We start from the raw sequence: 13677 nt of genomic DNA, 5'->3' as shown, positions 1-13677 counted from the left end.
GAAACTTACTATCCTATAACCCATACCTATTTCGTATTCTAAGAATAATATATAGACATTTTTGATTAATTGGTGATAATTAAAAACTCAATATTTTTATACACCAAGCGCGTTTATGCTTATAACTTTACCCATTGCCGAACTAGTACCAGGGATGTTTGTTGACAGTGTCAGTAAGCAGCAAGAGCACGTAAATAGCATAAAAATTAAGACGCGTGGCCTGGTCCGCGATAAAACCATTATTCAGCGCTTAATATCTGAAGGTGTTGAAGAGCTTCTTATCGACTTCACCCAAAGTGATGTTGCACTTCCTAAAAAATATCAACCAAAACCTGAGACTACTCAAGCCAAAGTAGAACAAAAGCCTGCGGCTAACGAAGTACCGCAAGGGATCACTGTTCAACAAGAGTTTCTAAAAGCCAGTGTGCATTACGAACAACATAGTCGAAAACTGCAAGGCTTCTACTCTGATATTACCTCGGGTTTAAAAATGAATGTGTCGGTACTTGATGATATCGCCGTTGATATAGTCAGCTCGGTATTTCGTAATCACAATGCGTTGACTATCTTAACTCGGCTCAGAGATAAACATATTTATAATTGGCGACATATGATCAACACCGCCATTTTGGTTAGTGTGTTTGCCAAGTATTTAGGCTATAAAGAAAAAACCATTAAAGAATTAGCAATGGGTGCATTGCTGCATGATATCGGGCAAGCCAAGATGCCACAGGGGGTTCTTTCTAAGCCAAGCGCATTAAATAATAATGAAATGCAGGTAGTAAAAAAACATGTGGCACAAAGTTTAGGTTTAGTGAAAGGTGAAAAAGGCATTACGCCCTTAATGTTAGAGATGATAGTTAATCATCATGAACGTTTAGATGGCAGCGGTTATCCTCGGGGCATCACCGGAGAAAAGTTAAGTCGACCAGCGCGCATTATGGCTATTGTTGATGTGTATGATGCAATGACGGCGGACAGACCTCACCAAATGGGTGAAGAACCCATTTCGGCACTGCGCTATTTACTTGCTAACAAACAAATGTTTGATTCAGAGTTGGTGCAACGCTTTATTAAATGCTTAGGTGTACATCCTGTTGGCACGATTGTGAAGTTAAACAATGAGCGTTTGGCGCTGGTAATGGAAGGAAATCATCAAAACCCAATCAAGCCTAAAGTTAAAATATTTTATAACGCGAAACACAAGCACCACATTACTGCGAAAGATGTTAATTTGAATGAAGAGCAAGATCTTAAGATTGTTGCAAGTATAAAACCGCTAGATTATCAGCTTAATTTGGCTCGTTTGTTAAAAGAGCATCTGCTTGTTTAGACTTAACGCAGCGTTTTCTAGCGCTGCGTTTTGCTGATATAAATGCACCACTAAAACAACTCGTCATTAAAACCAACCACAACAACGTCCCTTTTTCGACATGCAAGGCGATGCAACATAACATGAGTGACAATACCGCACTAAACATCGCTTTTAACCAAAAGTGATTCACAGGGTTATCGCAATCACCTGCTTTAGTACACGCACAGTAGTTAGCTTTACAAAAATAATGAACACTCACACCGCATAACATCAGCGCAACAACAATAAGTGCGATTTCCATGGCCCGATCCTAACTGAAAAACCTTTATTTAAGTCTAAAGGGACAACAAATACATGTCAATGCAAATGATAACTATTGTTGTTTGTGGGGTTTGTAACCAGAGATCTGATGAGTTTTAATAAGTTGTTATCTTGTTGTTAAAATGCGGGTTTTTTACCTATTTCTAACGAAAAATTACAGTTTTTTGATCTTAATTAAGGTAATGTTCGAAAGTTTGTAATCATTAGAATAAAACATCTAATACCAACATACAGTGCTAATCTTTTATGCTTAACTAATGGGTTGCCCTCGATGTTGGATTAGCTAACGCACAAGTTTGCAAGAGGACACAGATTTATGAAGTTCACTAAAACACTAATTGCAGCATCACTTGCTGTTGTTTCTGCTGACAGCTTTGCTGCAGCCTTTCAATTAGCAGAGCAAAACGTATCAGGTTTAGGTCGTGCATACGCTGGTGAAGCAGCCGTAGCTGATGATGCCTCTGTTGTTGCTCGCAACCCTGCACTTATGTCTTTATTCAAAGACAAGCAAATTTCAGTTGCAGGCATTGCTGTAATTCCTGACGTAAGTCTAAATGGAGAAGGTGCGGCATATGGTTTAGATGAGAATGTTATTGATGATGACAGCATCGCACCATCTGCATTTATTCCTGCTGGCTACTTCACAATGCCATTAAACGACAAAGTATCACTAGGCTTTGGTGCTTTCTCAAACTTTGGTCTTTCTACTGAATTTAATGATGACTACGCTGCGGGCTCTATTGCAGGTGAAACTGAAATCGTTACTGTAAATATGAATGCAAGCGCTTCATACAAAATCAACGAACAGTTCAGCCTAGGTCTTGGTTTAAACTATGTTTATGCTGATGCGAAAGTGATTCGTAATGCAGGTACTAACCCGTTTGGTTTACCAGCTAGCACGCAAATCGCTCACCTTGAAGGCGACGACTACGGCTTTGGTTGGAACGTTGGTGTAATGTATCAACTAGATGAGAATAGCCGTTTTGGTTTTAACTACCGCAGCGAAACAGATATCGATTTTGAAGGTGAGTACTCAAACCAACTTCCAGCTGCTGTTGGCGGTTTAGCGGGCACTGTAGTACCTGGTGAGTTAAAACTAACACTACCAGCAATTGCTGAGTTTTCTGGTTCACATCAAGTTGATAAGAAGCTAGGCGTACACTACAGCATCTTATGGACAGGTTGGGACAGCTTCCAAAAATTAGAAGCATATACACCAAGCCTTGAAACGCCTGTATTCTCTAAAGAAGAGAACTTCTCTGATTCAATGCGTTACTCTATCGGTACTGACTACCAGTACAGCGATGCATTATTACTTCGTGCAGGTATTGCATACGACGAATCACCAGCTGATAAATCACACTTATCAATCTCTATCCCTGATACAGATCGTTTCTGGTTCTCGTTTGGTGGTAACTACGCATTCAGCGAAAACTCAAATGTTGACTTAGGTGTAAGTATCCTTCGTGGTAAAACACAAAACTTCTCTGAAAAAGACAGCCTAGCAGCTTCTTTAGGCCAAAATGTTTCATGGGAATATGAATCAAAAGGTCACGCAGTACTAGTTGGTGCTCAGTATAACTACACGTTTTAATACTGGCGCGACGTAAAGTTGCGCTACAGAGCATTAAAAAGCCGCGCTATAACAATGTTATAGCGCGGCTTTTTTGTAAGCGCGAATAAATCGCGCTTTATATATGCTGTTATAGACTTTCGATTTTCGCTTTTTGCGCTAATAGTTTGTCTTTCGCATCTGTAAATTCAGCCAGTTTAGCATGCTCTTTAGCAAGCACAGCTTCAGGTGCATTATTTACGAACTTCTCGTTAGCTAACTTGTTTTGAACCTGTGCTAAGCCTTTTTCTGCTTTTTCAAGCTGCTTCGCGATACGGGCTAATTCAGCTTCAACATCGATTAGGCCAGCCATTGGGATCATGATCTCAAGGTTGCCAACATATGATGTTGCACATGCAGGTGCATCGTCTTTGTTATCAAGAAGCGTGAACTCTTCAAGCTTAGCAAGAGACGCTAAGAATGCTTCGTTATCCGTTAAGCGGCGCTTGTCTTCGTCAGACGCATTAGCAAGCAATACCGATAATGGTTTGCTTGGGCTGATATCCATTTCACCACGGATGTTACGAATAGCAAGAATGAATTGCTTAACCCACTCAAGGTCAGCCATTGCTTGGCTATCAACATTTGCTTCATTGTAAACAGGGAAACCTTGAACCATGATGCTAGTGCCCGCAGTTTCAATGCCTGCAAGTGGTGCAACACGTTGCCAAATCGTTTCTGTGATGTAAGGCATTAACGGGTGCATTAAGCGTAGTAGGCTTTCTAATACCGTGATCAAAGTATGACGAGTACCACGTTGCTGTGCTTCGTTACCTTTAAACAATACTGGTTTAGTCAGTTCTAGGTACCAGTCACAGAATTGGTTCCATGTGAACTCATAAATGGTGTTTGCTGCTAGGTCAAAACGGTAGTTTTCTAGATGCTCAGTATAGGTTTTAACAGTTGCTTCAAATTGGCCTAAAATCCAACGATCAGCAAGTGAGTACTGTTTTTCAGCATCTGTAGCGAAGCCACAATCTTGCTCTTCTGTATTCATTAATACGTAACGGCTCGCATTCCATAGTTTGTTACAGAAGTTACGGTAACCTTCTAGGCGGTTCATATCCCAGTTGATATCACGGCCCGTTGAAGCCATTGCTGCAAGGGTGAAACGTAGCGCGTCTGTACCGTGTGCTTCGATACCGTTTTCGAATGTTTTGCGAGTATTTTTCTCAATCTTTTTCGCTAGTTGTGGTTGCATCATGTTACCAGTGCGCTTTTCAACTAGGCTTTCAAGGTCGATACCGTCAATCATGTCGATAGGATCAAGAACGTTACCTTTCGATTTAGACATCTTATCGCCGTTTTCATCACGGATAAGGCCTGTTACGTAAACGGTTTTAAATGGTACTTGTGGCTTGCCGTCTTCATCTTTGATGAAGTGCATGGTCATCATGATCATACGAGCAACCCAGAAGAAGATGATGTCGAAACCTGTTACCAATACGTCAGACGGGTGGAAAGTTTTTAAATCATCAGTGTTTGCAGGCCAGCCTTGCGTTGAGAAAGTCCAAAGCGCAGATGAGAACCAAGTATCTAAAACGTCTTCGTCTTGCTTAAGTGCAACATCATCAGCAAGGTTGTTATCGCAGCGTACTTCAGCTTCGTCACGACCAACATATACGTTACCTTCGTTGTCGTACCAAGCAGGGATGCGGTGACCCCACCAAAGCTGACGTGAAATACACCAATCTTGTACGTCGTTCATCCACGAGAAGTACATGTTCTCGTATTGCTGAGGTACAAATTTAATATCGCCATTTTTAACCGCTTCTTTTGCTGGTTCAGCTAGAGGTGCTACGCGCACGTACCACTGGTCAGTAAGAAGTGGCTCAATCACTACGCCAGAACGATCACCGTAAGGCACTGTTAAGCTGTGATCTTCAATTTTTTCTAATAGGCCAAGCTCTTCAAATTCGCTCACAATCGCTTTACGTGCATCAAAGCGGTCAAGGCCGTGTAGGCGCTCAGGAATTGGCGCATCTAATTCAAGCTCTTTACCGTCGAATGTGTAGCTTTCGCCTTCGCTTAATACCGCAGCATCTTTGTTGAAGATGTTGATCATTGGTAGTTGGTGACGTTTACCTACTTCGTTATCATTAAAGTCGTGGGCAGGGGTAATTTTTACACAACCAGTGCCTTTTTCCATGTCTGCATGCTCATCGGCAACAATTGGAATACGACGGTTTACGATAGGTAGTAAAATTTCTTTACCGATCAGATCTTGGTAACGCTCATCGTCAGGGTTAACCGCAACACCTGAATCACCTAGCATTGTTTCAGGACGCGTTGTGGCAACAACGATATAATCTTTACCGTCTTGTGTTGTTACGCCATCAGCAAGTGGGTAACGTAAGTTCCACATGTGACCTTGTTTGTCTTTGTTCTCAACTTCAAGATCAGAAATAGCTGTGTGTAGTTTAGGGTCCCAGTTTACTAGGCGCTTACCACGGTAGATTAGATCTTCTTTGTGAAGACGTACGAATACTTCTTTAACCGCCTCAGAAAGTCCTTCGTCCATAGTGAAACGCTCACGGTCCCAATCTACAGAAGCACCTAAACGACGTAATTGTTTAGTGATAGTGCCGCCAGAGTGATTTTTCCACTCCCAGATTTTTTCGATAAATGCATCACGGCCTAGGTCGTGGCGTGTTTTACCTTCTTCAGCAGCAAGCTTACGCTCAACAAGCATTTGTGTTGCGATACCCGCGTGGTCAGTACCTACTTGCCATAATGTATTATTGCCTTGCATACGCTTTAAACGCGTTAGCGTATCCATGATGGTGTCTTGGAACGCGTGGCCCATGTGTAAGCTACCCGTGACGTTTGGTGGCGGGATCATAATTGAGTATGCGTCACCTTGGCCAGACGGTTTAAAGTAGCCATTTTCTTCCCAGTCTTGGTATAAAGACTGTTCAATATCTTGCGGATTATAGGTTTTATCCATTACACAGAACCTTAAATAAATGCTTAAATGTCAATTTCTTGCGTTGCAATATGAGCGCCCAGTTGGCGAAGCTTTTTAAACCGCTCACGGGCGGCTTGCTTAGCGTTTGGCTCAATGGGTACAAAGTCAAAAACTTGCTGAAAACGGCGAATAAAATCCGGCAGGTGTTCAGCTAAGTTGATTAATATTTTTCTGTTGCCGACGGGCGGAGTCATACCAATTTCAACCGGTGCGCCACCTTTAGGGCCTTCACCTTGTAGGTTGTGTGGTACAAAACTATCTGGTTCAAATGACCAAATGATGTCGTCGATTGTGTGGGCCATGTCAGTGTTATCGGCGTAAATAAATACGCGATGACCAAGACGATACTGATCAGCAGCAATTTTTGCCGCGAGATCGAAACGTGCGTCAGTTGATTGCTGGGCATTATCATCTTGTTTTAGAACGTAAAATTGTGCGTTCATACTCATTGTGACGGGAGTCCCCACAGATACACAGATCAAAGCAGGGATTTTGACATAGAACGCGTATTGCTTCAATTAATAAGGCGCCATTTGGCGCCTTATTTAGCTATGTTTAGCTTGTTAGTCGTGATTGGCTTCGTTTACGCCTGCACGGTTAAGTAAATATTGTGTCAGCATTGGGACCGGACGGCCTGTAGCGCCTTTATTTTTACCGCCACTACGCCACGCTGTGCCTGCAATATCTAAATGAGCCCAATTATATTTTTTGGTAAATTTAGACAAGAAGCACGCTGCAGTAATCGTACCTGCTGCACGGCCACCTAAGTTGGTGAAATCAGCAAATGGGCTTTCAAGTTGCTCTTGGTAGTCATCCCACAGTGGCAATTGCCATGCGCGGTCACCACTTTGCTCAGAGGCTTTAAGTAAATCATGAGCAAGTGGGTTATGGTTTGAGAGTAAACCCGTAGCATGAGAGCCCAGCGCAATGATACACGCACCAGTTAGTGTCGCTACGTCGACAACAGTATCTGGTTCAAAACGCTCAACATACGTTAATGCATCACACAATACTAACCGGCCTTCTGCATCGGTATTTAACACTTCAACAGTTTGACCTGACATGGTTGTTAAAATATCACCCGGGCGATAAGCGTTTGAGCCTGGCATATTTTCACATCCGGCAAGTACACCAACCACATTAATAGGTAACTGCATTTGTACCAAGGCGCGCATAGCACCAATAACACCTGCAGCACCACCCATGTCGTACTTCATTTCATCCATGGCTTCGCCTGGCTTGATTGAAATACCACCTGAGTCAAAGGTCAAACCTTTACCAACCAAGACGATTGGCGCTTGATCTTTGTCGCCACCTTGATAGTTGATCACAGACATTACTGACTCATTAGCACTACCACGGCCAACCGCTAGGTATGAATTCATGCCCAGCTCAGCCATTTTTTCTTCGCCAATAATTTCAACAGTTACGTTATCAAAGTTTTCTGCAAGCTCCTTTGCTTGCTCACCTAAGTAAGCAGGGTTACAGATGTTTGGTGGCATATTGGCAACATCTTTACATAACTTGCTACCCGCAGCGATGGCTAAACCATGCTCAATTGCACTTTCGCCAATCGTTAGCTCGCGACGTGTTGGTACGTTGAAAACAATTTTACGAAGCGGGCGACGTGGATCGCTCTTTTTGCTTTTAAGCTGATTAAATGTGTATAAACAGTCTTGTGTCGTTTCGACTGCTTGGCGGACTTTCCAGTAGGTGTCACGACTTTTAACATGTTGCTCAGTTAAAAAGCACACAGCTTCCATCGAACCAGTTTCGTTTAGCGTGTTAATCGTTTTTGAGATGATTTGTTTGTATTGTTTGTCATCAAGCTCACGCTCTTTACCACAACCAACTAACAGTACGCGCTCGCTCAGTACATTGGGAACGTGGTGTAATAACAATACTTGACCAGGTTTTCCTTCAAGATCACCGCGGCGAAGTAAGTTTGAGATATAACCGTCACTTATTTTATCTAGCTGTTCACCAATGGGCGATAAACGACGTGGCTCATAAACGCCAACTACAATACATGCGCTACGTTGTTTTTCTGGACTACCACTTTTTACGCTAAATTCCATTGTTACTCCTGATGTTGAGTCTAAATACCTTCGTAAAATAAGGGTAAGAAATTCATTTTGAGCTGTTTCTTACATTTTTTAGTTTATAAGCACTAATGTTAGTACATAAACTGTGACTCTATTTATGTGTTTTTGAACTTTATCTTAATGTGAATATCAATATCACATAATAGAGGCCATCTGTACCATTTAAGCAAGATTATATGTTCTTGCTAGGTATGATATTTAACTTTGATGGCATATAATAAAGTGAGTAAAATAACTAGTTTACTCAAAATTCCTTACTATTCCAGTGAAACTCGATGTTTAACAGGGGCGAGCATTGCTAATTTTTCGTTATTTGACCACTGAAGTCTTAAAGTCGCAGGTCGCCGTATTTTTAACTTTGATGACTATTTTCGTGTCTCAAAAGTTTGTTGTTATTTTAGGAGACGCCTCTGAAGGGGGGCTTCCTGCTAAGCTTGTGCTTTCGATGATTGCACTAAAACTACCTCAACTTGCTTCACTTATTCTGCCTTTAAGTATCTTCTTGGGTATTATCTTGGCGTACAGTCGCATTTATGCTGACAGCGAAATGACAGTTTTCAGAGCGTGTGGTGTGAGTGAGTGGTACGTGGTTCGAGTGACGCTTATTTCAAGCACTGTGATGGCCGTATTAGCAGGGGCGCTTACACTCTATATCGCGCCATGGGCCAGTGAGCAAGAATATCAATTAAAAGAGCAAGCTAAAGCTGACGCTGGCTTGTCGGCTTTACGTGCCGGACGTTTTCAGCAAACCGGGAACGAAAAAGCGGTTGTGTTTATTCATAATATTGAAAATGGCGGCAAAGAGCTTCACAAAGTATTTGTTGCCCAGTTGCCAGACCGAGAGAAAGGTGACTTAGCCCGTTTAGTATATGCTGAGCGTGGGGTGGTGATTGAACAAGAAAATGGTGAGCAACAACTTGTTTTAAACGACGGTAAACGTTACGAAACCGATGGCGAAAAAGCGGCCCTTAACTTAACCGAATTCGATGGCTATAGTGTGCAAATCCAAGATCAAGAAATTGAGCATCAGCGCCGTAAATTAGAAGCTGTACCAACATTTGATCTGTTTAAAATGAAAACCACTGAAGCAATTGCGCAGTGGCAATGGCGTTTAGCTATTCCGCTTTCAATTCCATTATTAACTTTATTAGCAGTGCCTTTAAGTGTGGTAAATCCGCGCCAAGGTAAATTTGCTAAATTAGTGCCTGCAATCAGCTTATATTTAGGGTATTTCATATTACTGAATGCCGCTAAGTTTGCTGTTGAAGATGGCAAAATTCCGCCTTCAATTGGTTTGTGGTGGATCCATTTATCAGCCTTGTTTATTGGTGGGTTCTTGATTATTAAAGGTCGTCCGCTCGGTGCGTGGTTAAAAGCAGTAGTGACTAAGCGGGAGTTAAGCGCATGATGAAAACACTCGACTGGTATTTAGGTCGCAGCATAATTCAAACAACCGGTTTTGCCTTAATGGTATTGGTGGGTATTAGCACCCTAATAAAGTTTATTGAGCAATTAAAATCGGTTGGTCGTGGTAGCTATGATATTGCAACAGCCCTCATTTACACACTGTATAGTATGCCAGGCGATTTAGTTATTTTCTTTCCTATGGCTGCGCTAATTGGTGGCTTAACGGGACTTGGTGCGCTGGCCTCAAACAGTGAGCTGGTAGTCATGCAAGCGGCGGGGATGTCACGGCTGCAAATTATTGTTTCAGTAATGAAAACCGCTATGTTTATGGCTATTTGTATGATGGCACTAGGTGAGTGGGGTGCACCAGAAGCACAGCTCAAGGCAAAAGATATCCGTAACCAAGCGATTTATGGCGGGGATGTTTTTAATGCCAAACAAGGGGTGTGGGCAAAAGATGGTAACAACTTCATAAATATTGAAGATGTTGATCAACAAGGCATACTTCGCGGTGTACACATGTATCATTTTGATAAGTCACTGCAATTAACACAAATTACGAAAGCTGAAGAAGCACTTAATCGCAAGGATGGCTGGTTACTTCGCGATGTTAATAAGGTAATGATTACACCTGAACAGATCACTACCGAGCAACAAGGTGAAGAGTTTTACAGCTCCCAACTTACCGCCGAAAAGCTAGGGGTTGTATCTGTAAAACCTGAGGCTTTATCGTTCACTGGATTATGGTCTTACTTAAGCTATTTGAAACAGAATGAGCAAGATACGAGCACCTATGAATTAGCATTGTGGCGTAAGATTATGCAGCCTATATCGATAGCCGTGATGTTATTAGTGGCATTATCATTCATATTTGGACCACTTCGTACCGTGACAATGGGCGCACGCATCATTATGGGCGTGATCACAGGTATCACTTTTCACCTAACCAATGAGATTTTTGGTCCTGTGGTTATGGTGTATCAAATTCCAGCCGTGGTAGGGGCTGTATTGCCAAGTGTTTTATTTATTGGCTTTGCTACTTACTTATTGAATAAACGGGTGTAATGCTCGTTTTAAGACACAAAAAAAGCGTGGTTTTGAGCCACGCTTTTTTTGTGCTTGATTTGTTGCTTAATCAAGTGAGCGATAAATACGTTTATTTTCTTCTTTGGTTAAGGTGATAACTTCTGTTTTTGCGATGTAATCTTGCAAAGCGCGCTTATTTTTAAAATCAACCAACACCACTAGATTCCCTAAACCTAATAGCGCAGTAATCGCTCTGATAGCACCTTGATGCCAACTAATTAAGCGACCATCGAGGGTTTGCACCTTCAAACGCCATGCACGCATACCAATAGTTTGGCCACTTTTAGCCCAAAAATAGCTAAAGAAACTAATACTCACCACTACCAATAACGCACTACGAATCCCATACAGTAATGGCGAATTTTGAATGAATGCCGATACATCTTCGGCGTTGCCAATGCTAAGTACGTCTAATGAAATTAGCCCCTGAACAGCTAATAAATACAGTACAGTTGTCAGCATCGCAAAAGCAATTACAACTAAGGTATCGTAAATTAAAGAGGCAAAACGGCGCCAGAAACCGGCACGTGGAAACTCAGCTGACATAAACTATCTCATCCAATTAAATTGCGCAGTAGTTTAGCAAAGTACTTAGCAAACAAGAAATACTTAGCGAAGCTTTAGCGCGTCGACAAGCAGGTCTGACCTGCTATAGTAAAGAAAATAATAAAAATGAGTACACAACCATGGCTGTTTCTCAAAGTGAAACACACCAGGTATTTAATCAACCTAAACCGCTTGAAAATTACAACGCCTATGAGGCTGACAGCGTGCTTCAGTATTGGCAAAACCGTTTTGCAGGGCAATGGGGAACTGCGCATTTAACGGCGTTTGGAGAGCAAGTGGGCGGCACATTATTGCGTGCTGGGTTCTTAGCAAATAAACACTTGCCAGAACTAAATACACACAGCCGCTTTGGCGAGCGCATAGACCAAGTTGATTATCATCCAAGTTATCATCAGCTGATGCAGCATGCCATAGAGCAAGGGCACTGCGCATTGCCTTGGCAACAAAAAAAGGCTGGTAGTCATGTTGTAAGAGCAGCGATGGCGGTGCTCCACAATCATGCTGATCCGGGCTCCGGCTGCCCATTAACCATGACCTTTGCCAGTGTGCCTGCAATAGCCAGTCAAAAAAATGTAGCAGCTATGTGGCTACCTAAAATACTGGCAAATCATTACGATTCAGATAATAAACCTTGGTACGAAAAAAAGGGTGTCACCATAGGTATGGCGATGACCGAAAAACAAGGTGGCTCTGATGTTAGAGCTAACACCACCAAAGCCGACGCCATCAATGAGAGTGGTGCAGGGCAATTATATGCTTTAACCGGCCACAAATGGTTTTGCTCAGCGCCCATGAGTGATGCATTCTTAGTGCTCGCTAATACCGATGACAAGCAATTATCTTGCTTTTTAGTGCCTCGCTGGCTCGAAACTGGCGAGAAAAATGCCATGTATATTCAGCGCTTAAAAAATAAGATAGGTAATCAATCAAATGCGAGTTCTGAAATTGAATTTAGAGGTGCGCATGGCTGGTTACTCGGGGAACCAGGAAGAGGTATTGCTACAATTATTCAAATGGTTGCTCTAACTCGTTACGACTGCATGCTAGGCTCATGTTCGTTGATGTTACAAGCAGTAAAAGAAACAATATGGCATACATCTGGGCGCAGTGTATTTGGGAAAAATCTGCATCAACAGCCACTGATGCTCAATGTGCTGGCTGATTTAGCTATTGAAGCAGAAGCTGCACTTGCCATTTCAATGCGTATTGCCCATGCCCTTGATAATCAAGATGATAGCAATGAAGTGGCATTGATACGCAGTGCCACGGCAATCGGTAAATATTGGATTTGTAAGCGGGCAGTGCAGCACACTTATGAGGCTATGGAATGTATTGGTGGTGTGGGTTATGTTCAAGACAACATTACCAGCCGACTTTATAAAGAAGCACCGGTTAACTCTATTTGGGAAGGCTCTGGTAATGTGCAGTGCCTTGATCTTTTGCGCGTGTTTAGCCGTGAACCTGAATCACTTGAGGTGCTTATCAATGAGCTAGAAAAAGCGCGCAGTTTGCACCCTGATTTTGCGATAAAACTCGATGAACTTAAAGAAATGCTCACAGATACCGCAAACTTCGAAATGCATGCTAGGCGCATAATTGAAAGGCTGGCACAGCTTTGGCAAGCAGCAACGCTATTGCAATTTGGCGAACCGCTTATAGCAGATGCGTTTGTGAAAAGCCGTTTAACCGGTGTGGGGTTTAGTCAATATGGTTGCCTTAGTTGTGATATTGATTGTCAGGCGATTGTTTCGAGAATGATGCCAAAACTCTAAAGTTAACAACTTGTTTAATAATTGTTCGGTTGAGTAGCCGCTGCGCACAAAAGGCTTGCTGCCTTACCCATTCTTTGTATAATGCTTGGCATAGAGACAAAAGCAGTTTAAAAAGTTTTTGCTCTAAAGTGGTTTTTCTTTATCTTCTCGTGTTTAGAAGGTTAAAGAAAAATGAAGCCAGTATGATGGAATTGGTAGACATGACGGATTCAAAATCCGTTGCCTTCGGGCGTGGCGGTTCAAGTCCGCCTACTGGTACCACTTTTTAACCCTAGCCAATTGGTTAGGGTTTTTTTATGCCTGAAAAAGCTATCAGCCATCAGCTATCAGTTTTTAGCCGATCGGTGCGGTTATTGGTTTTTGAAACCACCCTCAGCAATTCAATTCGTAAAGGTATTGTAGGAGATGTATGGACTCCTCCCCCAAATAGGGTGAGTACGGTATAAAGAAATTGGACAATTACTTTTACCAATAAGGAATCCATACATGTCAAAATTTAACCTAATTAGCATCGACTTGGCAAA

The 13677-nt window shown here is 42.2% G+C and carries 10 protein-coding genes and 1 tRNA gene; 6 read left to right on the top strand and 5 right to left on the bottom strand.

Annotated features, from left to right (window positions below):
- Positions 1 to 115 precede the first annotated feature (115 nt).
- Positions 116 to 1333, top strand: coding sequence for an HD-GYP domain-containing protein (locus L1264_RS12030; protein WP_199526105.1), 1218 nt, complete (start codon positions 116 to 118; stop codon positions 1331 to 1333).
- Here L1264_RS12030 and L1264_RS12025 read toward each other — a convergent pair.
- Positions 1293 to 1616 (bottom strand): hypothetical protein, encoded by a 324-nt coding sequence (locus L1264_RS12025; RefSeq protein ID WP_135923630.1) that lies wholly within the window; start codon positions 1614 to 1616, stop codon positions 1293 to 1295. The two genes, L1264_RS12030 and L1264_RS12025, sit on opposite strands and share 41 nt — an antisense overlap.
- A 336-nt stretch (positions 1617 to 1952) precedes the next feature.
- On the opposite strand from L1264_RS12025, the gene L1264_RS12020 reads away from it, so the two are divergent.
- Positions 1953 to 3230: an outer membrane protein transport protein gene (locus L1264_RS12020; RefSeq protein WP_199526107.1), complete on the top strand. Its 1278-nt coding sequence runs from the start codon at positions 1953 to 1955 to the stop codon at positions 3228 to 3230.
- A gap of 109 nt (positions 3231 to 3339) precedes the next feature.
- Here L1264_RS12020 and L1264_RS12015 read toward each other — a convergent pair whose 3' ends face one another.
- From L1264_RS12015 to pepA, 3 genes are all read right to left on the bottom strand, one after another.
- Positions 3340 to 6195 (bottom strand): valine--tRNA ligase, encoded by a 2856-nt coding sequence (locus L1264_RS12015; protein ID WP_235404043.1) that lies wholly within the window; start codon positions 6193 to 6195, stop codon positions 3340 to 3342.
- A gap of 23 nt (positions 6196 to 6218) precedes the next feature.
- Positions 6219 to 6665 carry a DNA polymerase III subunit chi gene (locus tag L1264_RS12010; protein WP_199526111.1) on the bottom strand — a complete coding sequence of 149 codons (447 nt, stop codon included), beginning with the start codon at positions 6663 to 6665 and terminating at the stop codon, positions 6219 to 6221.
- Positions 6666 to 6779: 114 nt separating this feature from the next.
- A complete protein-coding gene (gene pepA, locus L1264_RS12005) occupies positions 6780 to 8294 on the bottom strand; it encodes a leucyl aminopeptidase (RefSeq protein ID WP_135923634.1) in 1515 nt (504 codons plus the stop codon).
- A gap of 322 nt (positions 8295 to 8616) precedes the next feature.
- Between pepA and lptF the strand changes: the two genes are divergently transcribed.
- Both lptF and lptG read left to right on the top strand, forming a co-directional pair.
- On the top strand, positions 8617 to 9729 hold the full coding sequence (lptF, locus tag L1264_RS12000) for an LPS export ABC transporter permease LptF (RefSeq protein ID WP_199526113.1): 1113 nt from the start codon (positions 8617 to 8619) through the stop codon (positions 9727 to 9729).
- Positions 9726 to 10793 carry an LPS export ABC transporter permease LptG gene (lptG, locus tag L1264_RS11995; protein WP_135923636.1) on the top strand — a complete coding sequence of 356 codons (1068 nt, stop codon included), beginning with the start codon at positions 9726 to 9728 and terminating at the stop codon, positions 10791 to 10793. The genes lptF and lptG overlap by 4 nt, the downstream gene beginning before the upstream one ends.
- A 66-nt stretch (positions 10794 to 10859) precedes the next feature.
- On the opposite strand, the gene L1264_RS11990 is transcribed toward lptG, so the two are convergent.
- Complete coding sequence (locus tag L1264_RS11990; protein ID WP_199526116.1) at positions 10860 to 11360, bottom strand: RDD family protein; 501 nt, start codon at positions 11358 to 11360, stop codon at positions 10860 to 10862.
- Positions 11361 to 11500: 140 nt separating this feature from the next.
- On the opposite strand from L1264_RS11990, the gene L1264_RS11985 reads away from it, so the two are divergent.
- A complete protein-coding gene (locus tag L1264_RS11985; RefSeq protein WP_199526117.1) occupies positions 11501 to 13153 on the top strand; it encodes an acyl-CoA dehydrogenase family protein in 1653 nt (550 codons plus the stop codon).
- 176 nt (positions 13154 to 13329) lie between these two features.
- Positions 13330 to 13414, top strand: a tRNA-Leu gene (locus tag L1264_RS11980).
- The last annotated feature ends 263 nt before the right edge of the window (positions 13415 to 13677 follow it).

The sequence above is a fragment of the Pseudoalteromonas sp. APAL1 genome (assembly GCF_021532475.1).
Lineage (GTDB): Bacteria > Pseudomonadota > Gammaproteobacteria > Enterobacterales > Alteromonadaceae > Pseudoalteromonas > Pseudoalteromonas lipolytica_C.
The sequence above is the reverse complement of the archived record's forward strand: the minus strand, read 5'-3'. Positions and strand labels throughout refer to the sequence as shown.